20 protein-coding genes are annotated in these 22,312 nt (G+C 66.0%); 2 read left to right on the top strand and 18 right to left on the bottom strand.

Annotated features, from left to right (window positions below; translation table 11 throughout):
* Nucleotides 1–32 precede the first annotated feature (32 nt).
* Complete coding sequence (locus AC1RQC_RS08725; RefSeq protein WP_492882967.1) at nucleotides 33–425, bottom strand: tautomerase family protein; 393 nt, start codon at nucleotides 423–425, stop codon at nucleotides 33–35.
* A gap of 152 nt (nucleotides 426–577) precedes the next feature.
* Between AC1RQC_RS08725 and AC1RQC_RS08720 the strand changes: the two genes are divergently transcribed.
* The gene (locus AC1RQC_RS08720; RefSeq protein ID WP_492829116.1) at nucleotides 578–1,468 is read left to right on the top strand and encodes a LysR family transcriptional regulator; all 891 of its coding nucleotides are present in this window, start codon (nucleotides 578–580) and stop codon (nucleotides 1,466–1,468) included.
* 27 nt (nucleotides 1,469–1,495) lie between these two features.
* On the opposite strand, the gene AC1RQC_RS08715 is transcribed toward AC1RQC_RS08720, so the two are convergent.
* From AC1RQC_RS08715 to AC1RQC_RS08685, 7 genes are all read right to left on the bottom strand, one after another.
* Nucleotides 1,496–2,182, bottom strand: coding sequence for a Fe2+-dependent dioxygenase (locus tag AC1RQC_RS08715; RefSeq protein WP_150986891.1), 687 nt, complete (start codon nucleotides 2,180–2,182; stop codon nucleotides 1,496–1,498).
* A gap of 93 nt (nucleotides 2,183–2,275) precedes the next feature.
* Nucleotides 2,276–4,501, bottom strand: a complete 2,226-nt coding sequence (locus tag AC1RQC_RS08710; protein ID WP_492882965.1) for a TonB-dependent receptor — start codon at nucleotides 4,499–4,501, stop codon at nucleotides 2,276–2,278.
* A 352-nt stretch (nucleotides 4,502–4,853) separates the two neighbouring features.
* Nucleotides 4,854–5,837: a Bug family tripartite tricarboxylate transporter substrate binding protein gene (locus AC1RQC_RS08705; protein ID WP_492374656.1), complete on the bottom strand. Its 984-nt coding sequence runs from the start codon at nucleotides 5,835–5,837 to the stop codon at nucleotides 4,854–4,856.
* A 132-nt stretch (nucleotides 5,838–5,969) separates the two neighbouring features.
* The gene (locus AC1RQC_RS08700) at nucleotides 5,970–6,872 is read right to left on the bottom strand and encodes a LysR substrate-binding domain-containing protein (protein WP_492808020.1); all 903 of its coding nucleotides are present in this window, start codon (nucleotides 6,870–6,872) and stop codon (nucleotides 5,970–5,972) included.
* 221 nt (nucleotides 6,873–7,093) lie between these two features.
* On the bottom strand, nucleotides 7,094–8,326 hold the full coding sequence (locus AC1RQC_RS08695; protein ID WP_492882963.1) for a metal-dependent hydrolase family protein: 1,233 nt from the start codon (nucleotides 8,324–8,326) through the stop codon (nucleotides 7,094–7,096).
* 14 nt (nucleotides 8,327–8,340) lie between these two features.
* Nucleotides 8,341–9,675, bottom strand: a complete 1,335-nt coding sequence (locus tag AC1RQC_RS08690) for an MFS transporter (protein WP_492374653.1) — start codon at nucleotides 9,673–9,675, stop codon at nucleotides 8,341–8,343.
* Between the two features lie 338 nt (nucleotides 9,676–10,013).
* The gene (locus AC1RQC_RS08685; RefSeq protein WP_492376610.1) at nucleotides 10,014–10,496 is read right to left on the bottom strand and encodes a DUF2147 domain-containing protein; all 483 of its coding nucleotides are present in this window, start codon (nucleotides 10,494–10,496) and stop codon (nucleotides 10,014–10,016) included.
* Between the two features lie 1,717 nt (nucleotides 10,497–12,213).
* Here AC1RQC_RS08685 and AC1RQC_RS08680 point away from each other — a divergent pair.
* Nucleotides 12,214–12,813 carry a histone H1-like DNA-binding protein gene (locus AC1RQC_RS08680; protein WP_183032596.1) on the top strand — a complete coding sequence of 200 codons (600 nt, stop codon included), beginning with the start codon at nucleotides 12,214–12,216 and terminating at the stop codon, nucleotides 12,811–12,813.
* Between the two features lie 392 nt (nucleotides 12,814–13,205).
* Here AC1RQC_RS08680 and AC1RQC_RS08675 read toward each other — a convergent pair whose 3' ends face one another.
* From AC1RQC_RS08675 to AC1RQC_RS08630, 10 genes are all read right to left on the bottom strand, one after another.
* Nucleotides 13,206–13,673 carry an outer membrane lipoprotein gene (locus AC1RQC_RS08675; protein ID WP_492376609.1) on the bottom strand — a complete coding sequence of 156 codons (468 nt, stop codon included), beginning with the start codon at nucleotides 13,671–13,673 and terminating at the stop codon, nucleotides 13,206–13,208.
* 22 nt (nucleotides 13,674–13,695) lie between these two features.
* A complete protein-coding gene (locus tag AC1RQC_RS08670; RefSeq protein WP_492376608.1) occupies nucleotides 13,696–14,643 on the bottom strand; it encodes a carbohydrate kinase family protein in 948 nt (315 codons plus the stop codon).
* Nucleotides 14,644–14,764: 121 nt separating this feature from the next.
* On the bottom strand, nucleotides 14,765–15,265 hold the full coding sequence (gene tpx / locus AC1RQC_RS08665) for a thiol peroxidase (RefSeq protein ID WP_492376607.1): 501 nt from the start codon (nucleotides 15,263–15,265) through the stop codon (nucleotides 14,765–14,767).
* Between the two features lie 71 nt (nucleotides 15,266–15,336).
* Complete coding sequence (locus AC1RQC_RS08660; RefSeq protein ID WP_492882961.1) at nucleotides 15,337–16,908, bottom strand: DUF3426 domain-containing protein; 1,572 nt, start codon at nucleotides 16,906–16,908, stop codon at nucleotides 15,337–15,339.
* A 9-nt stretch (nucleotides 16,909–16,917) separates the two neighbouring features.
* On the bottom strand, nucleotides 16,918–17,832 hold the full coding sequence (gene prmA / locus AC1RQC_RS08655) for a 50S ribosomal protein L11 methyltransferase (RefSeq protein ID WP_492882959.1): 915 nt from the start codon (nucleotides 17,830–17,832) through the stop codon (nucleotides 16,918–16,920).
* A gap of 43 nt (nucleotides 17,833–17,875) precedes the next feature.
* Nucleotides 17,876–19,243 carry an acetyl-CoA carboxylase biotin carboxylase subunit gene (accC, locus tag AC1RQC_RS08650; protein ID WP_043349611.1) on the bottom strand — a complete coding sequence of 456 codons (1,368 nt, stop codon included), beginning with the start codon at nucleotides 19,241–19,243 and terminating at the stop codon, nucleotides 17,876–17,878.
* Nucleotides 19,244–19,429: 186 nt separating this feature from the next.
* Complete coding sequence (gene accB / locus AC1RQC_RS08645) at nucleotides 19,430–19,888, bottom strand: acetyl-CoA carboxylase biotin carboxyl carrier protein (RefSeq protein WP_492376604.1); 459 nt, start codon at nucleotides 19,886–19,888, stop codon at nucleotides 19,430–19,432.
* Between the two features lie 158 nt (nucleotides 19,889–20,046).
* Nucleotides 20,047–20,541: a type II 3-dehydroquinate dehydratase gene (gene aroQ, locus AC1RQC_RS08640; RefSeq protein WP_458762140.1), complete on the bottom strand. Its 495-nt coding sequence runs from the start codon at nucleotides 20,539–20,541 to the stop codon at nucleotides 20,047–20,049.
* Between the two features lie 206 nt (nucleotides 20,542–20,747).
* The gene (locus AC1RQC_RS08635; RefSeq protein WP_441634026.1) at nucleotides 20,748–21,296 is read right to left on the bottom strand and encodes a TlpA family protein disulfide reductase; all 549 of its coding nucleotides are present in this window, start codon (nucleotides 21,294–21,296) and stop codon (nucleotides 20,748–20,750) included.
* 113 nt (nucleotides 21,297–21,409) lie between these two features.
* Nucleotides 21,410–22,123 (bottom strand): hypothetical protein, encoded by a 714-nt coding sequence (locus AC1RQC_RS08630; protein ID WP_043349604.1) that lies wholly within the window; start codon nucleotides 22,121–22,123, stop codon nucleotides 21,410–21,412.
* Nucleotides 22,124–22,312: the final 189 nt, after the last annotated feature.

The raw sequence follows: 22,312 nt of genomic DNA, 5'->3' as shown, positions 1-22,312 counted from the left end.
TCGCCTCTTTGCCCTCGTCCGTGGCCAGGGCTTCAGCCGTGGTGGTAGCGGTATTCCTGCGACAGGCCGCCGTAGCCGTAGGTGGCGGCGCGCGCATCCACTACGTGGATGTATGACACCGGATGCACGTTGCCGATCAGCTCCGAGAGGGCCTCGAACACGGCCTTCAGGTACTGCGCTTTCTCCGCTTTGGTGTTGGTTTCGTCCGTTACGCTGATGTCGAGGTGAAAGGCGTTGCGGCCAAGCTCCGAGAGCGGGTCGCCGCCAATGATCCAGGCGTCGTGGTCGATGTACTGCACGGAAACGACGGTGACCTCCGGCTTCTTGCCGAGCACGCGCTGGGTCAGCTCGGCTACGGCGGCGGCGCTGCGGCGGGTCAGCGATGCGTTGGGTTTGCCGGAGATCTGCAGGTTGATGTGGGGCATGACGGACTCCTTTGTTCTTGCGGTTTCACTGGGTTGGCTGGGTTTGGCTCAGCGGGTAAGTGATGCCAGTTTAGGTGTTTGCCTTCCATCGGAAAAACGGGAATTTACGATACTATCCATCGTCAATACCGAAATAAGATTGGGGGCCCGCCATGCGCGCACTTGAACTCGACCAGCTACGCACGTTCGTGACCGTGGCGGACGCCGGCAGCCTGTCCGCCGCGGCGCCTCGGCTGTTCCTGTCGCAGTCCTCGGTCAGCGAGCAACTGCGTAAGCTGGAGGAGCGCGCCGGCGTGCCGCTGCTCACGCGCGGCAAGCAGGGCGCGGCGCCGACACCCGCCGGCACGCGTTTGCTCGAGCATGCGCGGCGCATCCTCGCGCTGTCCGAGCTGGCGCTGCAAGACCTGCGCGGCCACACGCTGGATGGCGAGTTGCGGCTCGCGGTGACGGACTACTTCCGGCCAGGCGAGATCGCCGGCATGCTGCGCGGGCTGCGCGAGCGCTATCCCTACCTGCGGCTGCATGTACAGGTGACGAAAAGCAGCGTCATCGATGCGGGAATGCACACCGATGATTTCGATATCGGCTTGTCGATGCGGTTGCCGGGCAAGGGGGGAGGCCAGCAGGCTGGCGCCAAGGGCGCGCGCGGCACCGTGCTGCGCCGCGAGGCGCTGGCCTGGGTCGCGGCGCAAGGCGAGGCGGAGCGCGTGCGCGGCCCGCTGCCGCTGGTGCTGCTGCCCGATACCTGCTCGCTGCATCAGTTCGTGGTGCAGACGCTGCGGCGACGGCGCCTGGACCACGCGATTGCCCATTCCGCCTCGGGCGTTGCTGGCCTGCATCTGGCGCTGGCTGCCGGGCTTGGTGTCTCGTGCCTGAACGAGTCGGCGATCGGGCCGGGCGTGGCGCGGATCGATGCGGCTACGCTGGCCAGGCTCAAGCTGCCGGCCTTGCCCACGGCGGAGTTTTTCCTGCTGCCGGCACGGGCCGGGGAGGCAGAGCTGGTCGGGAAGGTCAGGGCGGCGCTGGCGGAGCAGTTTGCATAGCCGCGCAGTGGATTGACTCGTCCCTTTTCAGGTCTCGGTCCACTGCCGCAGCAGGTTGTGGTAGCAACCCACCAGCGAGCGCCGCGCACCATCGTCGGCGCCGGTCTGGTTGAGTTTCTGGATCGCGTTGTCGAGGTCGAACAGCAGCGCGCGCTGCGCGTCGTCGCGCACCAAGCTCTGGATCCAGAAAAAGCTCGCCACGCGCGTGCCGCGCGTGATCGGCGTGACCTGGTGCAGGCTGGTGGCGGGATAGATCACCATGTCGCCGGCTTCCAGCTTGACGCTGTGGGTGCCGTAGGTGTCTTCCACCTGCAGCTCGCCGCCGTCATAGCTGGCGGGGTCGCTGAGGAACAGCGTGGCCGAGATATCGGTGCGCAGCTTGCGGCCATTGTGCGGATGAATGCGCACGCCGCCGTCCACATGGGCGCCGAAGGTCATGCCCTCGCTGTAGCGGTTGAACATCGGCGGGTAGACGATATTGGGCAGCGCCGCGCTGATGAACAGCGGATTGCGCTCGAGCATGCCAAGGATCAGGTGCTGGCACTGCTGCGCCACTTCGGCGCGCTCGTCGATCTGCTGGTTGAACTTGACCGGCGCGCCGGAGTAGCCGGCCGATACGCGGCCATCCACCCAGGCCGTGCCGGCCTGGTCGAGATGCTGGCGCAGCACGGCAAGCTGCTCCGCGTTGAGGACCTTGGGAATGCAGACAAGCATGACGATCTCGACAGGGTTCGGCGGCAGCGCGCGGCGGGAGGTTTCCGGCCCTGCCGCGTGGCGTGACATGGCATCGCGCCACTTTACCTCAGCTTACATACGGTAGATGAAGGACAGCATCGCGGTGCGGCCGGTGCCGGGCACCGAGCGTCCGCCGTCCGACTGGATCAGCGCATCGTAGTACTTCTTGTCGAACACGTTGAACAGGTTCAGGCGCACGTCGTACTTCGGCTGATGGTAGGCAATCATGCCGTCCCAGCGCACGTAGCCACCCACCTGCACGGTGTTGGTGTTGTTGGCGTAGCGCTGCGACATATAGAAGGCGCCGCCGCCCACTTCCCAGTCCTGCAGCACGCGGTAGCTGGTCCACGCCGTCGCGGTGTGCTTGGGCGTATTGGTGGGGACCATGCCTTGGGTGCCGGCGGCGATGCCGTTGACGATCTCGCCGTCCAGATAGGTGTATCCCGCGAAGACCTGCCACTTGCTGGTGATGCGGCCGGTGGCGCCGGCGCGGAAGCCGCGCACGCGGATCTTGCCGGCCAGCGAGTACGTGGTGGCGTCGATCTGGCTGCGGGCGTTGTCCTTGGTGATCTGGAACAGCGCCGAATTCAGCGACAGGTCGCCGCCCAGCAGATCCCACTTGCCGCCCACTTCATAGGACTTGTTCTTTTCCGGGTCCAGGTTCTGCTGGCCCACGGTGCCCACCAGTTGCTCCAGCGACGGGTTGAACGACGTGCCGTACGACAGGTAGTAGGACTGCGCCTCGGTCGGCTGCCAGATGCCGCCCACGCGCACGCTGGTGAAGTTGACGGTCTGATCGGCGTTTGCGAGAGCGGTGTTGTTTGCGGTATTTGTAGAGTTGATCGAGTTGGAGATGCTGGCGATATAGCGGTCATAGCGTAGCCCTGCCACTAGCTTCCATTGCTTGCTGAACTCCACCGAGTCATTGACATACGTCGCCAGCGTATTGGCTGACGCGCCCTGCCGATTACCATCTGCGCTTGGTGCAGTGGTTGGCGAGTTGCTATATGTAGGATTGATCACCGGTTCGCAGGCTACGTAGCCCGTGGTGACGGCTGTGGAGCCTCTAACCAGAGGCTGTCCGTTGCAGGTGCCATTGCGATAGTAGTTCTGGTTGTCATAGCCATCGTGGCCGATTTCCGCGCCCACCAGCACGGTGTGCTTGACCGGGCCGGTGTCGAACTTGGCGGTCAGCTCGGTCTGGTTGAAGATCGAGTAGTCGCGGATGTGGCGGTCATGGCTTTGCTGGCGCACAAACAGCGAACCAAGCGGGAGTGTAGTGGTGGTCAGCGGGGTGAAGATGCCGCCGCTGACCGTGCCGACGGCGTTCGGCGCGGTTTCGCGCGCGTTGGTGTTGACGTAGTTGAACTGGGTCTGGTTGCGCAGGCGCAGGTTGGGCGAGAACTTGTGATCCACGGTGGCGCCCAGCGAGGCCACGTCCTGGATGGTGCGGTCGTCGTTGAAGCCATAGGCCGTCTTTCGGTCGACGTTGACCGGGTGCCCGTTGATGGCCGGCAGGCCGTAGTCGGGCTGGTCCTCGTTATGCTGCAGCAGCGCCGACAGCGTGATCTCGGTGGGGGTGCCAATGCCCAGGCGCCACGACGGCGCCAGGCCGAAGTCCTTCACCTTGGTCTGGTCGCGCGTGCTAGCCGAGCCGTCCTGGGCCATCGCCGCGATGCGAAAGGCCGAGGTCTCGCCCGTGGGCGTGTTGTAGTCCGCGGTGGCGCGCACCAGGCCGTTGGTGGTGACCGAGCCGGTGACTTCGGTGGCAGCCTTCAGCGACGGTTTCTTGGTGACCTGGTTGATCACGCCCCCGGTTGATCCACGCCCGAACAGCATCGACGAGGGACCCATCAGCACTTCCACCGAATCCAGCGCGAAGACGTCGCGATAGTACTGGCCGCGGTCTCGGAAGCCATCCAGGTAGATGTCGGTGCGCGCGGAGAAACCGTTGAGGTTGATGTTGTTGCCGATCTGGCCACCCTCCGCGCCGCCGATGGTGATGCCCGGGACATTGCGCAGCGCATCGGCCAGCGAGGTGCCGCCCTGCGCGTCGATCAGCGCTTTGTTGACCACCGTGACCGATTGCGGAATGTCGCGCAGTTCCGCGGGCAGCTTGCTGATTGAACTCTTCACCGCGCTGTAGTCGTCATTGGCGCTGCTGCCTTGCACCACCACCTCATGCAGCGTCGTCGTGGGCTGTGTCGCGGGGGCCGTGGCGGCCGTCTGGGCCAGGGTGGCAACGGGCGTGGCGAACAGCGCGAGCAGGGCAGTCGCGATCGGCGTGCGGCGATTCATGTCGTTTCTCGGTTCCGGTGCGGCCGCGGGCACGAGCCGGCCGGCAGCGGCAAGAAGGTGCGCGCCTGGATCGGTTCGGCCAACGGCGGAAGGCAATCATGGTTGGGCGAGCCGGAATATAAATGCGAATGATTTGCGTTGCAATTCGCGTTGTCTTTTTATCACAGACAATGTGATTGCACTTCTAATGTTCTAATGTAGCAACATTAATTGGCATTTGTGGATCATGCTACGTGCGTTGGCTGTTTAAAGATTTGTATCGAGCACATCTATCAAATGAAACGGGCCCGTACGTAACGAGCCCGATACAGACATTCACCGCCCTTGTCGTCGGGGCGGCTGAAAATATTTCTTATTCCGCCGTCATGTTGGCGTTTTTTGCGAGACGGCCAAGGCGCTCGCGCTCCGACTTGATGAAGGCAATGAAGCTCTCCTGCGTGCCGCCGGCGGGTTCGATGCCGTTGGGAATCAGCCGGTCGCGCGTTTCCTGCGTTTGCATGGCGGCGCTCATTTCGGCGTTCATCTTCTTGAGGATGGCGGGGTCGGTGCCCTTGGGCGCGAACACGCCGGCCCAGTGGCCAATACGCACGTCCGGCATGCCTTGCTCGGCGGTGGTTGCGATGTTCGGCGCCGCGCTCATGCGCTTGTCCCAGGTCGCGCCCAGCGCCTTGAGCTTGCCGGCCTTGATGTTGGGCAGCACCACCACGCTGGCCTCGGAGGTAGCCGTGACCTGGTTGCCGATCACTGCGGTAATGCTCTCCGAGCCGCTCTTGTAAGGCACCACGGTCAGCACCGCGCCTTTCTCCTTGAGCATCTCTTCGACAAAGTGCGGCGTGCTGCCGCTGCCGGCGGTGGCGAAGTTGGCGCCCGAAGCCTGCTTCTTGGAATACTCGACCAGTTCCTTCAGGTTGTTCACCGGCAGGGACGGCGAAACCACGATCACGGATGGGCTCACCGCGACCAGCGAGACCGGCACCAGGTCGTCGGCCGCGTAGGGCATCTTGGTGCGGATCAGGCTGTTGGTGACCGTGCCTACGGCGCCGATCAGGAAGGTGTAGCCATCCGGCTTGGCCTTGGCCACGTAGTCCGCACCCACCACGCCGCCAGCGCCCGGGCGGTTCTCGATCATCACGGTCTGGCCCAGGCGCTTGCCAACCGCGTCGGCGGCAGCGCGCGCCACCAGGTCATTGGCGCCACCGGCGGTAAACGGCACGACGAACTTGATCACGTGAGTCGGCCAGGCATCGGTGGCCTGCGCGGGCGTGGCGAAGCCGGCGGCGGCGAACAGGGCGGGAACGGCGAGGGCCAGCGCGCGGCTGGTGGCGGGAATACGCATGGTTGTCTCCATTGGCTGTTTTGGGTGCACGGCTGCACGGGTGCTAGGTGCTAAGTGCTAGGTCCTCAGGTGCTGCTGCGACGGATCATAACCAGCGAACCTGTCAATTCGCTGAATCCGCATGCGCCCCCGTTACTGGCTTTCCGCGCTCTGCTGTGCCAGCCAGTTGCGGAACGTCCGTGCTGCCGCGGCCTCCGCGCGGTCTTGCGGCCACACCGCGTAGTAGCCACCGCCCAGGCTCGCGCTCGCCTCGCAGGCGCGCACCAGCAGCCCTTCCTGCAGGCAGCGGTCGATCATGTGGCGCCACCCCAGGGCGATGCCCTGGCCTTCGATGGCGAGCTGCAGCAGGATCGGATACTGGTTGGCCACCAGCTTGTGCGGTGGCCGTGCGTCCGCAAGGCCGTTGTGCGCCAGCCAGGTCTGCCACGACATCCATTGGCGCTGTCCGTCTTCGAGCATCAGCAAGGTCTCGCCGGGGAGGTCCGCAGGCTCCAGCCGGCGGCCGGCCAGGTAGTGCGGCGCGCAGACGGGAAACACGTCTTCGTCGTAAAGCCGGCGCGATGCCAGTCCCGCGGGCGGCCCCTCGCGCAGGTAATACATGCCCACGTCGAACTCGGCGGGCGAGAGCGAGGCCAGGCTGTCGTTGACCAGCAGGCGCAGGTGGATGTCGGGGTGCGCGGTGCGAAAGGCTGCCAGCCTGGGCGTGAGCCAGAGCACCGCGACGCCGCAGGAGCAGGCCACCGTCAGCTCGGCATGGCCCTTGCGCTTCATCACATCCTCGGTCGCTTCGGCGCAGGCCGACAGCAGGCGCTGCACCTCTTCGGCATAAGCCTGGCCGCTCACGGTCAGGCGCAGTGCGCGCGGCTCGCGGATGAAGAGTTTCTTGCCAAGGAAGTGTTCGAGCTGCGCCACCTGGCGGCTGATGGCGCTCTGCGTCAGGTGCAGTTCGCTGGCGGCGCGGGTGAAGCTGCCATGCCGCATGGCCGACTCGAAGGCGACCAGGCAGGGCAGCGGCGGAAGGGGGGAGATACGCATGGTGGCGAGTGGAACGGTTTAGCCGCCATGATAGTGCGGGGAGAGGGCGGGCGTTCGTTACGCCGCCATGCTGGAATAAACAGCCGGCTCCGCTTCAAGTGGCTCCTAGCTAAGCCACCCCTCTCCCCGGCCCTCTCCCCGTGAGGGGAGAGGGAGAGACAGCCGTCGTAATGGCAGACGGCTTTGGCCTGTCCTGCTGGCTTCGTTCGGCGTCTTGGCTTTCAGGCGGGCTGCCGATGCAGCCGTCCTGCCTGCATTACCAACGCCAGGTGCTTGCCCTGGCCGCACAGCACACTGATGTCCGCCAGCGGGTTGCCATCAACCGCGATCAGGTCGGCCAGCGCGCCGGCGCGCACGGTGCCGAGCTCGCCTTCGCGCTGCAGGATCGCGGCGGCGATCGAGGTGGCGCTGCGGATCGCCTCCAGGTTGCCGAGCAGCTCCGCGCGGATGCGGAACTCATCCGACTGGTCCTGGTGCATCTCGCCCAGCAGGTCGGAGCCAAAGCCCATCGGCACGCCGGCTTCCGCGTAGATGGCGAGGGAGTCGCGGCCGGCCTGGCGCACGGATTCGATCTTGGCCACCGATTCCGCCGGCAAGCCCAGGCGCGCGCCGTCGCGCGCGAGCGCTTCGTAGGTGACCAGGGTAGGCACCACGAACGCGCCATGCTCGCGCATCACGCGCGCGGCTGCGCGGTCGACAAGGTTGCCGTGCTCGATGGTGCGCACGCCGCAGCGCACCGCGCGCGCGATGGCGCGGCCGGTATAGGCGTGCGCCATCACATACGTCTGGGCCGCCTCGGCCTCGGCCACGATGGCGCGGATCTCGTCTTCACTGTATTGCGTGTTGCCGATCGGGTCGGTGGGCGACGCCACGCCGCCGGATGCCATGATCTTGATCTGCGTGGCGCCCTTCTGGATCTCTTCGCGCACCGCCAGACGCACCGCATCCACGCCATCGGCCACACGTGCGATGGCGCCGGCACGGAAGGCGCACGAGCATGGCTCCAGCACATCGGCGCGCGGGCGGAAGTCGCCGTGCCCGCCGGTTTGCGACAGTGCCTTGCCGGACGGGAAGATGCGCGGGCCCGGTACCAGGCCGGTCTCGATGGCCTGCGACAGGCCCCAGTCGGCGCCGCCCGCATCGCGTACGGTGGTGAAGCCGCGCTCGAGCATGGCTTTCATGATTGGCACGGCGCGCAACGCCACCAGTACATTAGGCTGCACCGCATTCAGGCCGAGGTTGGCCAGCGACGCCAGCACGTGCACGTGACAGTCGATCAGCCCGGGCATCACGGTCTTGCCGCGGAGGTCGATCACCTGCGCGCCGGGCGCGTGGATCGGCGCGGCCGAAACGTCGGCGATGCGCTCGCCTTCGATCAGCACATCGTGGCGTTGCAGGAGGCTGCCATGGGCAGGGTCGAGGACGTTGCCGCCCTTGAGTAGGATCTGTTTCATGCGCGGGACAGTCATTAGACGGGTTGAGCGGCTCGGGTAGCCTGCGCCGGGCACAGGTAGGCGGGCTCGCGCACCAGGCGCGTGCCGGCCAGGCTGATGGCGGCGGCGAACATCACGTAGAACGCAGGCGCCATGGTGCTGCCCGTGCTGGCGATCAGCCAGGTGATGATGAACGACGCGAAGCCGCCGAAGATGGTGACCGCCAGGTTGTAGGCCACCGACAATCCGGTCGACAGCACCTTGGCCGGGAAGAGCTCGGAGAACGCCGCCAGGATCGGGCCGGTGTAGGTGGCGATCAAGATACCGAACACCAGCTGGAAGACCACCAGCGAAGCCAGCCCCGGGGCCTGGTTGATGTAGGCGAACATCGGGTAAGCCAGCACCAGGATCAGCAGCGCGGAACCCGATAGCAGCACGCGGCGCCCGATGCGATCGGCCAGCAGCCCGACCAGCGGCGAACACACCATGATCGCCAGTCCGCCCACCATGCCGGCGATGAAGCCAGTCGACTGCGGCACATGGAGCACTTTGACCGAGTACGTCGGCATATAGAACAGCAGCACATAGGTGCAGACCGTCCACAAGATCACCATCGAGAAGCTGGCCGCGGTCTGGCGCGGGTAGTCGCGCAGCACTTCGGTCAGCGGCGAGTCCGACTTGTCGGTGGCATCGCGGAAGGTCGGCGTCTCGTCGAGGTGATGGCGGATGTAGTAGCCAACCGGCCCGATCACGATGCCGAGCAGGAATGGCAGGCGCCAGCCCCAGCTATTGAGCGCCTCGGTGCTCAGCGCGGAGGTGACGAAGGTGCCGACCGCAGCGCCCAGCAGCACGGCCACGCCGATGCTCGCCTGGATCCAGCTGGAGTAGTAGGCGCGGCGCTCCACCGGGGCGTACTCGGTCAGGAAGGCGGTGGCGCCGCCCATCTCGCCGCCGGCGGAGAAGCCCTGCAGCAGCCGTGCCACCACGATCAGCAGCGGTGCGAAGACACCGATCTGATCATAGGTGGGCGCCAGGCCGATCATGGTGGTGCCCAGCGCCATCAGCAGGATGGTCAGCGACAGCGCGGCTTTGCGGCCCACGCGGTCGGCGTATACCCCGAGGATGATGCCGCCGACCGGCCGCATGAAGAATCCCACGCCAAACGTGGCAACCGCGAGCAGCAGTGAAGACAGGTCATTGCCGGTGGGAAAGAAAAGCTTCGCGATGATGACGGCGAAGAAACTGTAGACGGTGAAGTCGAACCACTCGAGACCGTTGCCGATCACGGTGGCGACGATGGCGCGGCGGCGTTGCGCGCCGCTGACGCTTGGTGGCTTCGATGGCGCTTCTGGGTGGGCGCTTGCGTGCATGACATCCTCCTGGGTTGGCGGGCCCGTTGCGCGCACCGCGTCGATGCCGGGTCGGCGTGGCAGCGCCGCCCGGTGCGGTCGGGGATCAATCGGCGCACGGCAGGTAGTCCGATGGTAGGAGCAGCGCCGCCGGGCCGAAAACGAATTCTGCGCATGTCGTCATGCGGGCAGCGCATGGCAGGCAACGGGCCGCATGCCGCGCAACGGAGCGCGGGCGGCATGGGTGGTGGGGCGGGCGGGGGAGGGTGTGGCGGAGGTGGCGCGGCGGCGATGCGCGCAGGCAAGCTGGCGATGATGCCGGTGCCGTCGGTGGCACCGGCATTGCCGGTCGTGGCAGGCTAGCGTTCGCGCTCCCAGGTCTGGGTGCGGCCCAGCAGGCTGATGCCGATGAAGCCGCGCACGTTGAGCTTCTTGCCATCATCCGCCAGCGACATCTTGGTCTTGTAGAGCTTGCCGCTTTCGGGGTCGAGGATCTCGCCGCCGCTCCACTCGTTGTCGCCGGTCTTGCGCAGGCCGGTGATGATGGTCATCCCCATGATGGGCTGGTCGCGGCGCGCGTCGGTGCACTTGTCGCACACCTTGGCCTTGCCGTCGTTCTCGGTGAAGCTCTTGACCAGCTTGCCGCTGTAGACGCCGTTCTGTTCGCTGATTTCCACCAGGCCGCGCGGCTTGCCGGTGGCGTCGTCGATGGTCTTCCATGAGCCGGCGGGGGTGGCCTGGGCCAGCGCAGCGGCGCTACCCAGCAGCGCGCCGGCGAGCACGGCGGTGCGTGCCGCGATGGCGGCGGCGCGTGCGACGCAGCGGGGGGCAGTAAAGTGCATCGTGATCTCCTCTTCGAGTTGGTGCGCGCCATGATGCCAGCACAGGGCCAGCCCGGCGGCGCGCGTACGCCAATCTACTGGCGATGCGCTCTCGCTGCAATCGCCAGCCCGCCTTTGCGTACGCACCAAAGCCCCCCTGGCAACTGCCGCAGACCGGCCTGGCGTCTGGAAGCAGGCGGATTCTGTCATGCAGCAAATTGTCCGCTGCCCGGCACTCGAAGCAATCCTCTAGCGATGCGTTTCAAGTGGGGGCGCCACGGCGTGCTTGCTGCCTCAGGGGCGCCGGCGCGTGCGGCCATCCACGCTCTCGTTCCTTGCGTGCACCGGCGACCTGCTCCTTTGGCAGTAGACCATTCGGATGGTGCGCGAGCCGATGCCTCGCCACGCGATCTGCCGCCCTGGTCGACGCGCGAAGTCATCCGCTGTCGGACGCATGCCGACACTGCCGTGAGACCACCGGCGAGACCACCAGCGAAGCGAGATTCGGAAGGGCATCTCACGTGTCGATGACGCCTGCGCGATGCGAGTGCGAGATGGTGGTCGACATCGTTCGAGCATCGTTGGAGAGCGCGTGTCGCGGTGACGATTCTCAAACCGTTGCGTCGGCGCATCACTGCGCGCGCTGTGCGTGAGCGTGCGTGCCGGGTTGAGGCGACGCGCACTGTCCGCGCTGCGCGCCGCGTTGCGGATGCGCGTCTTCGCGGTAGCGTTGCCGATGTCCTCGCAGCGCTCGATCGCATCCGGGCATCACGCGTCCCGGCGCTCGCGCAACGCGTGCCGACGGTTGTCGCGCAGAATTTTTCTGCTTCCCCAAAAGCCTTTGTGCATGCGGGTTTCCGGCTTTACACAATGAGCGGAAATCGGCATTGCTGAAGGGCATGGAAGACGCGCCGGCTGCGATGCGCACGCCGGAATTCCGGAGCACGCCAGCGACGTCTTCGCGCTCGCGCGATGCTGTGTCGAAGCTGCATCGAGCATGGTCGCGAGCAGCGTCGCGAGGGTGCGAGAGACGCGATGAGAGCGCGGCGCGCGCAAGCAAAGACGAGGTCAGCGCAGCGCAACGACGAAGACGATGAAGTTGTCATGCTCGCGCGCAAGTTTTTTTGCACTTTTTTCTTAACATCGCCCAACAAACGAATTATGATTCGCCTTGACAAGAGTCTCACTTCATTGCATGGCTGCGTGGCAGGCAAGACAGCAAGATGCAACGATGAGGTTGGACGTGATGCGCAACGATGAGCGCCACCCACTTCGATGCAATGAAACAGGTAGCTCAGGAGCACTAGAACTTTGACGCAGACCAAGCCGTACTGGTTTTCTAAAACGCGTGCAGTCTCCTTTGGCCCAGTAACGGGATGGGCGAACTACCCCCGAAAAAATGCCGTACGTGGTGTGCGTGGCCTGGCCCGCATCACGGAAATGCCGGCCGATATCTCTCTTTTCATGTCGCGCGCCGATCCGGCGGATGGCGCGGGCAGATCGAATATTCCAGGGCGCGGCAAGCGTCAGAAGCCCGGCTGTGGGCTCCGCTTGGCCACATTCGCACCGCGCGCCGCGGTGCCCCTGCCACCGAATTCATTAGCGTGCGGCCACAACGCGCGCCGTGCGCCGATGAATCGCTCGCTCGATTGGGGTCGCACCGCAGTATCGCGCCTCGGGTCGGTCGGGTCGCCAACTTAGGTCATTCGATATTCACTCTCTAGTGAAGGAGTTATCCATGGCAACGACTGCAAAGAAGAAACCGGCGGCTAAGAAGGTCGCCGCCAAGCCGGCCGCCAAGAAGGCAGCCGCCCCGGCCAAGAAAGCCGCTGTGAAGAAGGTCGCCGCCAAGAAGGCAGCACCGGCCAAGAAAGCTGCACCGGCCAAGAAGGCTGCAGTGAAGAAGGTCGCCGCCAAGAAGGTCGTAGCGAAGAAGGCAGCGCCGGCCAAGAAAGCAGCTGCACCGGCAAAGAAGGCCGCCGCCAAGAAGGTTGTAGCCAAGAAGGCCGCACCGGCCAAGAAAGCTGCCGCCAAGAAGGTCGTAGCGAAGAAGGCCGCACCGGCCAAGAAGGTCGCCGCCAAGAAGGCCGCACCGGCCAAGAAGGCTGCGCCGGCAGCCAAGAAGGCCGCGCCCGCCAAGAAGGCGGCTGCTGCCAAGAAGGCTGCTCCGGCCAAGAAGGCGCCTGCTGCCAAGAAGGCACCGGCCAAGAAGGCTGCTGCCAAGAAGGCCGCGCCTGCCAAGCCTGCCGCTGCACCTGCTGTTGCACCCGCTGCAGCTGCCAAGACCGCGCTGAACCCGGCTGCGGCATGGCCTTTCCCCACGGGCACCCGTCCGTAAGCGTGCCGGCAACGGCTACCGCTGGGAATTGCCAAGGCACGCAGGGCGTGCCGCACTGACCGGATACTGCGTATCCGGTCCGCAAGACGCTAGTCTTGCCAACCCGCCGATGGTGCAAGCCCGGCGGGTTTTTTCATGGGCGATCGAAGAACGGCAAGCGGAGCACGGAACGCGGGACACGGGAACCCGGGCCGGGAACGCTGCAAAGAAAAAGCGCCGCTCCGGTGAAGGAGGCAGCGCTTTGCCAGGATCGTATTGCGGTGTGTGGAGCGCGGCCCCGGAGACCGATCCAGACGTGCCAGGAGCTATCGAGCAGCGGGGGTGGCAACCTAGGCTGCCACCCCCGCTGCGCGGCCACCCAGGGCCGCCCTATGCCGTCCCGCGTACCGCGCTTAGTGCGTGACGCGGGTCGTGCCGCCCGACGACAGCAAGCGCACGCGCTCGCCCGGACGGAAGGCTTCGTCGGCGTCCTGGACGATGGCGCGCATATCGCCGTTGTCCAGGCGCACGGTGATTTCCAGGCCGCGGCGCTGGCTGATCTTGTTCTCCGCCATGCTGCCAGCGATGCCGCCGAGCACGGCGCCCAGCACGCCGGCCGCCACCGAGCCGCCGCCGTTGCCGATGGTGCTGCCGGCGGCGATGCCGCCGATGGCGCCACCGGCGATCGTGCCGGCGCCGGTCTGGTCGCCCTGGATCAGCACCTCGCGAACCGTCTCGACCACGCCGTAGCGCAAGGTCTGCTCGCGCTGCGCCTGGCCCGGCGTATAGATGCTGGCGGAATTCGACTGCGCGGCGCAGCCAGCCACCAAGGTGGCTGCGGCGGCGAGCGCGATGGCGCTGGTGCGAATCAGGGTGTGCATAGGATCAATCCCGGAAAAGGTGTTACTCGTAGCGGTAGCCAAAAGCGGACTGGAAGCGTTCACCGATTTCGTCGCGCGACGGTTTGTGGTTCTGCGGACCCTGGTGCGCGATCTTGATGGAACCCATCAGGCTGGCAAGCCGGCCCGTTGTTTCCCAGTCGAAGCCCCGTTCGATGCCGTAAAGCAGGCCGCCGCGGAAGGCATCGCCGCAGCCGGTCGGATCGACGACGCGATCCGCTTTCACGGAGGCGATATTGTACTTCTGCTTGTCGGCGAAGACGGTGGCGCCCTTTTCGCCGTGGGTCACGATGAACGCCTTGACCTGCGCGGCGACTTCATCGCTGGTCCAGCCGGTACGCGACAGCAGAACCTGGGCTTCGTAGTCATTGACCGTCACGTAGCTGGCGAGTTCAACGAACTGGCGCAGATCGTCGCCGTTGAACAGCGGCATGGCCTGGCCCAGGTCGAAGATGAACGGCACGCCGGCGTCGGCGAACTGGCGCGCGTGGTGCAGCATGCCTTCGCGGCTGTCGGGGGCGACGATGCCCAGGCCGGGCGCGTTGCTGCCGCCGAGCGCGTCCTGCACCTGCGAGAGCTGCGACTGGTTCATCGCGCCGGGGTGGAACGCCGTGATCTGGTTGTTCTCCAGGTCGGTCGTGATCATCGCTTGCGCCGTGAATGTGTCAGGCAGGGTGCGGATGTGCTCGGTGCTGATATCGAGCGCGCGCAGGTGTTGCAGGTAGGGCTCGGCGTCGACGCCGACGGTGGCCATGATCACCGGGTCGCCGCCAAGCAGCTTCAGCGTGTAGGCGATATTGCCGGCGCAGCCGCCGAACTCGCGGCGCATGGACGGGACCAGGAAGGACACGTTCAGCATGTGGATCTGGTCGGGCAGGATATGTTCGCGGAAATGTCCCTCGAACGTCATGATGGTGTCGTAGGCAACGGAGCCACAGATCAGGCTGGACATGCTCTCTCCAATTCTCGTACTCGTAATGCGGGCTGACGGGGCCACCGGGTCATGCCGGTGCCCCTGAATGCAAAAACGGCCACCCGTTTTGCCGGGTGGCCGCGCCTGGCAGGTGGCGCGCTTACTTCAGCGCGGCCAGTGCGGCGTCGTAGTTCGGCTCGTTCTTGATTTCCGAGACCAGTTCGCTGTACTTCACGGTGTCGTTCTCATCGAGCACCACCACGGCGCGCGCGGTCACGCCGGCCAGCGGGCCGGTCTTGATGTCCACGCCGTAATTGCCCTTGAAGTCGGCGCCGCGCATCAGCGACAGCGGCACCACGTTGGCCAGGCCTTCAGCGGTGCAGAAGCGGCCCATGGCGAACGGCAGGTCGGCCGAGACGGTCAGCACAACGGTGTTGGCCAGGCCGCTGGCGGCTTCGTTGAACTTGCGGGCCGAAGCCTGGCACACCGGGGTGTCCAGGCTGGGGACGATATTGAGCACCTTGCGCTTGCCGGCGAAGTCGGCAAGCGTGACATCCTTCAGGTCCTTGCCGACCAGCGTGAATGCGGGGGCCTTGTCGCCGGCTTGCGGAAACTTGCCGCCGACTTCGATGGCGTTGCCGCCGAGGGTGACGTTGCTCATATGTGCTCCTGTGTGAAATGTGGGCTCGCAAATCGGGGGCGCTCGGGATTGGCGGCGAGCCCAGATGGAATTCAGGGATAGAAGATCAGCACGCGGTAGTTTGCCGCCGCTTGCTGCGATCGGAATCGTACCCGAACCGGCAGCTCCGTGCCTGCCCGCAGGCCATGCGTGGCAAAGGCCTGCTGCTCGGTTTCGAGGTAGTCGGCGGGTTGGAGCACCTTGCGCAGCAGGAGCTGGTCCTGGAGGTCCGTCATGACCAGCTCGATAGCCGGCAGCGCCACGGTGGCGCGGCCCTGGTTGCGCAGCGTCACGGCAAGCAGGTAGGCGTCGGATTCGTCATCCTGCTTTTGCAGCAGCGAGCTCTCGATGCGCAAGGCGTCGATGTCGCGCCACGGCGCCACCTCGCAGCCCAGCGGCGCGCAGGCCGCCTCGAAGGCGGGCCGCAATACGGGGAAGCGGCCGGACAGCTGGCTGCGCGCCAGGTAGGTGCCTTGCAGCAGTCCCGCGATCACCAGGAACCCGGTCGCCACCTTTTGCAGCATGCGCTTGCGCCTGGCCGGGCCAGGATCGCGCTCACGCGCGTGGCGCAGGAAGTCGGGCGCGAAGGACGGGGTGGCGGGCGTGTCGCTGCGCATCCACGGCCGCTCCGCCTGCTCGCGTGAGATCGCTTCGGGAATCTCGGGGAGATCGTCCTGCGCTTCGGCGCGCAGGTAGCCGCTTGCGCTCGGGATGGCCGCTGCGTCGGCCTCGGTGCTGGCGGCGGCGCTCGTGGCGGCATGGCTGGTGGCGGATGCTGCGTTCGCCGCTTTCGCCATGTCGGCAGCACTTTCCTTTTCCGTATCGGCGATGTCCGCGGTGTGCGTGGCATCGTCGTCGCCTAGCGTGCTGGGGTCGAGTTGCGGCCAGGGTGCTGCTTCCGCCGCGGAGGCGGGTGCTTCGCTTGCCTGCGGTGCCTCTGCCTCGGCGGCGGCGGTAAGGCTAGCTTCCTCGCTCTCGACGATGCCGGGCACGAACACCGCGGAAGGCTCGTCCTCGTCCTTGTCCTTGTCCTCGTCAGCGTTGCCAGCTTCTGGCTCCGTCCGATGGTTGCCGGCCTGCACTGCCTCGTCTGCTTCCGCCTGCGTCTGGTACAGCATGACGGTGGGCGCGTCGAGCGCCGGCACGTCATAGCCAGGGTCGTAACCGGGGTCGAAGGGCGCCGCGGCGGGGCGGCTGTCGTCGGCGTCGTGTTGGAGGGGCGTGTCGACGTGCGCTGCTTCGTGCGGCACGGCGGTGGCTTCGGCTGGGTGCGCTTCCGTGTCCGGGTGCGCCACGGCATGCGCCCGCTTGCGCGGGGCGCGCGGTGCGCGGGCAGCCTTGTGTACTTCTTCATGTGTTTCTTCGTGCGCGTGCTCGGCGGGCGCCTCCTGTGCCGGGGGCGTGGCGGGGGCAGGGGCGGCAATGCCTTCTCCTGCCTGCGCGACGGTCTCAGGGCCGGCTGCCGGCTCGGGCGCCGGCAACTCGATCAGGTGCTCGCGTGCATCGAAGACGGTGTCGCACTGGCCGCAGCGGACCAACCCCTGGCGCAGCCGCAGCTGGTCCGCCACCAGCCGAAAGGCAGTGCGACAGGCCGGGCAACGCGTGACGAGCTTGGCTGCGGCCATGGGCTGGGCTCAGCTCTGGGTGCCGGGGCCTTCACCGCGGGTGCCATGCAGGCAGACCCAGCCTTCCTCGCTGCGCCAGACCGACATGGGCAGCCAGGGCGCGTAGGCCGCGGCGACTTCGTCAGCCTGCCGCTCCAGCACGCCCGACAGCACCAGCCGGCCGCCGGGGCGAACCCGCGCGCTCAGCATGGCCGCCATCAGCTTCAGCGGGTTGGACAGGATATTGGCGACGACGAGGTCGTAGCTGGCCTCGGAGACGGTTTCGGGCAGCGCGAAGGTGGCCTGCACGCGATTGCGCTCGGCGTTATAGCGCGAGGCTTCCACCGCGTTGGGGTCGATATCGATGCCGAGCGTGTCGCCGGCGCCCAGCTTGCGCGCCACGATGGCGAGGATGCCCGAGCCACAGCCGTAGTCGAGCACCGTTTCGCCGGCCTTGATGTTCTGTTCCAGCCACTGCATGCACAGCCGCGTGGTGGGATGGCTGCCGGTACCGAAGGCTAGGCCCGGGTCCAGCTCCAGCACCACCGCGTCGGGCTCCGGCGCATCGTGCCACGACGGCACCACCCAGATGCGCTCGCCGATGCGGATCGGCGCGAACTGGGATTGCGTCAGGCGCACCCAGTCCTGGTCTTCGACGGGGCGCAGCTGGTAAGCCGGCACCGGGTCGATGCCCAGCGCATTGGCGGCAGCGGCCACCACCAGCACGGGGTCGGCGCTGTCGTCAAACAGCGCCACCACGCGTGAGCGGTTCCATGCCAGGCGGGTCGGCTCCATGCCGGGCTCGCCAAACAGCGGCTGCTCGTCGGGCGTATCGGCATCGGCGTCTTCCACCGAGACCGACAGCGCGCCGAGGTCGAACAGCGCGTCAGACCAGGCTTCGGCCTGGTCTTGTGCGATTTCGATCACACATTCCTGAAATGCCACAGGCGATCCTTGTCGATCAGTTATGACTGGCCGCGCCGGGGCTTCAGATCTTGCCGCCCTTGGCCACGTTCTTCTGGGCCAGGCGGTGCTCGAGATAGTGAATGCTGGTGCCGCCTTCGACGAAGTTGGCATCGAGCATCAGCTCACGGTGCAGCGGTACGTTGGTCTGGATGCCGTCCACCACCATTTCCGACAGCGCGATCCGCATGCGGGCGATGGCCTGCTCGCGGGTGGCGCCATAGGTGATGATCTTGCCGATCATCGAATCGTAGTTGGGCGGCACGAAGTAGCCATCATACGCGTGCGAGTCGACCCGCACGCCGGGACCGCCGGGCATGTGCCACGCGGTGATGCGCCCGGGCGACGGCGTGAACTTGAACGGGTCCTCGGCGTTGATGCGGCATTCGATCGAGTGGCCGCGCAGCTGCACGTCCTTCTGGCGCCAGCGCAGCTTCTCGCCAAAGGCGATGCGGATCTGCTCCTGCACGATGTCGATGCCGGTGATCATCTCGGTGACCGGATGCTCAACCTGCACGCGCGTGTTCATCTCGATGAAGTAGAACTCGTTGTTCTCGTACAGGAATTCGAAGGTGCCGGCGCCACGGTAGCCGATCTTCTTGCAGGCCTCGGCGCAGCGGTCGCCGATGCGCTCGATCAGGCGGCGCGGGATGTGCGGCGCAGGTGCTTCTTCGATGACCTTCTGGTGGCGGCGCTGCATCGAGCAGTCGCGCTCGCCCAGCCAGATGGCCTGGCGATGCTGGTCGGCCAGGATCTGGATCTCGACGTGCCGGGGGTTCTCCAGGAATTTCTCCATGTAGACCTCCGGGTTGCCAAAGGCACGGCCGGCTTCCTCGCGCGTCATGTTGACCGCATTGACCAGGGCTGCCTCGGTGTGCACCACGCGCATGCCGCGGCCACCGCCGCCGCCAGCCGCCTTGATGATGACCGGATAGCCCACGGCACGCGCCGTGGCCAGGATTTCCTTGGGGTCGTCGGGCAGGGCGCCTTCGGAGCCCGGCACGCACGGCACGCCGGACTTGATCATGGCCTGCTTGGCCGAGACCTTGTCGCCCATCAGGCGAATGCTCTCGGAGGTCGGGCCGATGAAGACGAAACCGGACTTTTCCACGCGCTCGGCGAAGTCGGCGTTTTCCGACAAGAAGCCGTAGCCCGGGTGGATGGCTTGCGCGTCGGTCACCTCGGCGGCCGAGATGATGGCCGGCATGTTGAGGTACGACAGCGGCGAGGGTGCCGGGCCGATACAGACGGCTTCGTCTGCCAGCTTGACGTACTTGGCTTCCTTGTCGGCTTCCGAATACACCACCACAGTCTTGATGCCGAGCTCGCGGCAGGCGCGCTGGATGCGAAGGGCGATTTCACCGCGATTCGCGATCAGAATTTTTTCAAACATAGTCACTCTCTGCGAGGAGAAAGGCGGTCCCACCGCGGCGGATCGTGGCGCCCCCGGCGAGGGCAGCCGCCGGAGTGCGGGCGGGGGTGCTGGCACCGGGACGAGGAACGCCCGGTGGCCGTCGCCGCCGTAGCTGGCCGGAGAATTCCGGCGCAGGCTGCGGGCGGCGCGGCATGCCGGTCAGTTTCAGCCGATGATGAACAGCGGCTGGCCGTATTCCACCGCCTGGCCATTCTCGACCAGGATTTCCTTGATGACGCCAGCCTTGTCCGACTCGATCTCGTTGAGCAGCTTCATCGCTTCGATGATGCAGACCGTCTGGCCTTCCTTGACGGTATCGCCCACATTGACGAACGACGCCGCGCCCGGCGACGGTGCGCGATAGAAGGTACCGACCATCGGCGAGGTCACGACATGGCCCACCGGCAGTTGCGGCGCGGCCGGCTCGGTGCCGACGGCGGGCATCGCGGCCGGCGCGGCGGCCGGAGGCAGTGCCTGCATCGGCTGCATGGCCATCGGCGCGGCGATGACCTGCGGCGGCGCCTTGACGATCCGCACCTTGCCTTCGCCTTCGGTGACTTCCAGCTCGGAGATGCCGGACTCGGCCACCAGGTCGATCAGCGTCTTCAGCTTGCGCAGGTCCATCTTCTATCCTCCTGAATCGGGTTGTCCGGCGGCCACCGCTCTGGTGGCTGCGTCCGGGAAAAACTGACGCCTCCGGCGGGCTGCCTTGGTCCGCCGCGAACATGGCGGTGGGGCAGGCGCCGGGGGCGCGGTAACGGTTTAAGAAATCAATGGGCGGATCAGGCCTCGGGCAGCGCCTGTTCCAGCTCCTGCCCGAGGGCATAGTCCAGCGCCAGCAGATACCCCTGCCAGCCAAGTCCGCAGATCACTCCGATCGCCACATCGGAGAAGTAAGAGTGATGACGGAAGTTCTCGCGCCGATGCACGTTCGACAAGTGGACTTCCACAAACGGAATCGCCACCCCGGCCAGCGCATCGCGCAGCGCTACGCTGGTATGCGTATAGGCGGCCGGGTTGATGATGATGAAATCCACGCCCTCGTCGCGCGCGGCATGGATACGATCCACCAGCGCGCCCTCATGGTTGGACTGAAACGTAGCCAGGGCGATGCCGGTCTGGCGGGCTCGCTGCGCGAGGGCCAGGTCGATATCGGCTAGTTTCGTGTACCCATAAGTTTCCGGCTCCCGCGTGCCCAGCAAATTCAGGTTCGGTCCGTGCAGGACCAGCACCTTGCGGTAGCGGGGAGAGCGGCGTTCGGGAGGTGTATCGATCACGGCGGCTCGACCATTTCAACGAAATTGCGCGGAGATTACCGTAGCTTAGAGTGATTTGTCTAGCAGCGTAGACATAGGCAGCTTCGAAGCAGGCGAGTTTTCAGGCTCGATTCCGCACTTTGGAGTCGCGAAATCGCGTTTCGATCAAATTGCGTGATGATCGAACAAGATTAGGAGAAAATCGCCCCAAATCAAGAATCTTATGGCTAGCTGCGAGGCAGCGCGGCGCGCAGCTCGTCAGGGGAAACCCTGCCCATTTTGCGGTAGCTGACCGTGCCATCTGGCGCAATGATCACTGTATAGGGCAGGCCGCCGGCCGCGTTGCCAAAGTTGCGCGAGAGCTCCGTGCCGGCAAAGCCGGCCACGGCCAGCGGGTAGGAGACGGGGATCTTCTTGATGAACTGCTGGATATTGTTGGCGGAATCGATGCCGATGCCGACAAATTCCACTTTTCGTCCCGTGTATTCCTTATGCAACGCATTCAGGTCGGGCATTTCTTCCACGCAGGGGCCGCACCAGGGTGCCCAAAAGTTCACAACCACCGTTTTTCCACGAAGTTGCGCGAAGTTGATCTGGGCGCCGTCCGGATCTGGCAGTTGCGTGCGCAGGAACGTCTCGACTGCCTCGTCGGATGCCGGCTTGGGCGAAAACACATAGTGCCCGGCCAGCGCGCCCGCGGCGGCGGCCACGACGGCAACGGCAAGCCAGGCCCAGAGGCGGCTGCGGCGGACAGGAGTGCTGGTGGAAGAGGTCATGGCAGCAAGAAAGATAGCGGCTGATGGAAGAGGTAAGAACCCGGATGGCTCGATAGGGAAGGTGCACATGGCCTGTGGCTGGCCTCGCTCACGCTCCGGGTCAAGGCTGGCGCTCAGGCCGCTGCGGGCGCGTCGGGCACCTGGGGTGCCGCCGCTTCGGCGGCCGCCAGCAGCGCCAGTACCGCATCCACATCGGCACGGGCAACCCGGCCGCCAGCCGCGGCCCGGACTGCGCCGCGTTCGTCATCCGCATCATACAGCGCTATATGAATGCCGACGGGCTGGCCAAGTTCCGCACGGATCTCTCCAGCCAGCAGGCGCGCGTCGCGCATGGCTGGCCATTGTCCCTTCCAGAGGAAACTCAGGGTCTCGACCTCGCCGCGGCCGGCGAAGTGCCGGGTCTCGCTGGTGTCGAAGTCCACGCCAGCGTTGAGCAGGTGCAGGGTGAGATCCTTGGGGCTATCGCAGAAGCACTGCAGATAGACGTCGGAATGCTCGGTGGCGGTGCCGTTGAGCACGGCCCCGGCCAGGTACGGGCGGAATGCGGCAAGGTCGCGCATGGCAAGCACGGCCAGCCGGCGCAGCAGCGCCAGGACGCGGGGCTGGCTCTCCGAGTGGAACAGTGCCTGATAGAGACGGACCTCCGCCTCCACGGCCTCGTTGTCGGGGAGCCACTCGCCCGCCACGCGCACGTCACCCAGCAGTTGCCGCGCGGCCTTGCGCTTGGCCGTGGCGTAGTCGGTGCCATCTTCCGCGATCATGCGGGCGGCGGCCTGGGCGATTTCCTCGCGCAGGCGGATGGGGTCGAGGGTGGGGCGGCGGGGCATGGGGGGATGATACCGGAGGGATCGCGGCCTGCGCGCTAGGGTCGGGTTTTGCTTTTTAGAGTGGCTGGTGATGGGGAGATTCCTCGGAGAGAAGGCGCCGGCCCGGAAATCTGCCGTGCCCGGCCGCGGGCCTTTCCCGCACGGCGTCGCCGTCACCCCCTCAGGTACAATTCTTTCCATCCAGAAGCA

The organism is Cupriavidus sp. GW822-FHT03E04, assembly GCF_058801495.1.
Note: the sequence above shows the minus strand (reverse complement) of the source record. Positions and strands in the feature narration are given on the sequence as shown.

Coding starts and splice junctions, on each gene's coding strand:
- AC1RQC_RS08725 (WP_492882967.1), bottom strand. CDS start 425: ATGCCCCACATCAACCTGCAGATCTCCGGCAAACCCAACGCATCGCTG.
- AC1RQC_RS08720 (WP_492829116.1), top strand. CDS start 578: ATGCGCGCACTTGAACTCGACCAGCTACGCACGTTCGTGACCGTGGCG.
- AC1RQC_RS08715 (WP_150986891.1), bottom strand. CDS start 2,182: ATGCTTGTCTGCATTCCCAAGGTCCTCAACGCGGAGCAGCTTGCCGTG.
- AC1RQC_RS08710 (WP_492882965.1), bottom strand. CDS start 4,501: ATGAATCGCCGCACGCCGATCGCGACTGCCCTGCTCGCGCTGTTCGCC.
- AC1RQC_RS08705 (WP_492374656.1), bottom strand. CDS start 5,837: ATGCGTATTCCCGCCACCAGCCGCGCGCTGGCCCTCGCCGTTCCCGCC.
- AC1RQC_RS08700 (WP_492808020.1), bottom strand. CDS start 6,872: ATGCGTATCTCCCCCCTTCCGCCGCTGCCCTGCCTGGTCGCCTTCGAG.
- AC1RQC_RS08695 (WP_492882963.1), bottom strand. CDS start 8,326: ATGAAACAGATCCTACTCAAGGGCGGCAACGTCCTCGACCCTGCCCAT.
- AC1RQC_RS08690 (WP_492374653.1), bottom strand. CDS start 9,675: ATGCACGCAAGCGCCCACCCAGAAGCGCCATCGAAGCCACCAAGCGTC.
- AC1RQC_RS08685 (WP_492376610.1), bottom strand. CDS start 10,496: ATGCACTTTACTGCCCCCCGCTGCGTCGCACGCGCCGCCGCCATCGCG.
- AC1RQC_RS08680 (WP_183032596.1), top strand. CDS start 12,214: ATGGCAACGACTGCAAAGAAGAAACCGGCGGCTAAGAAGGTCGCCGCC.
- AC1RQC_RS08675 (WP_492376609.1), bottom strand. CDS start 13,673: ATGCACACCCTGATTCGCACCAGCGCCATCGCGCTCGCCGCCGCAGCC.
- AC1RQC_RS08670 (WP_492376608.1), bottom strand. CDS start 14,643: ATGTCCAGCCTGATCTGTGGCTCCGTTGCCTACGACACCATCATGACG.
- tpx (WP_492376607.1), bottom strand. CDS start 15,265: ATGAGCAACGTCACCCTCGGCGGCAACGCCATCGAAGTCGGCGGCAAG.
- AC1RQC_RS08660 (WP_492882961.1), bottom strand. CDS start 16,908: ATGGCCGCAGCCAAGCTCGTCACGCGTTGCCCGGCCTGTCGCACTGCC.
- accC (WP_043349611.1), bottom strand. CDS start 19,243: ATGTTTGAAAAAATTCTGATCGCGAATCGCGGTGAAATCGCCCTTCGC.
- accB (WP_492376604.1), bottom strand. CDS start 19,888: ATGGACCTGCGCAAGCTGAAGACGCTGATCGACCTGGTGGCCGAGTCC.
- AC1RQC_RS08635 (WP_441634026.1), bottom strand. CDS start 21,296: ATGACCTCTTCCACCAGCACTCCTGTCCGCCGCAGCCGCCTCTGGGCC.
- AC1RQC_RS08630 (WP_043349604.1), bottom strand. CDS start 22,123: ATGCCCCGCCGCCCCACCCTCGACCCCATCCGCCTGCGCGAGGAAATC.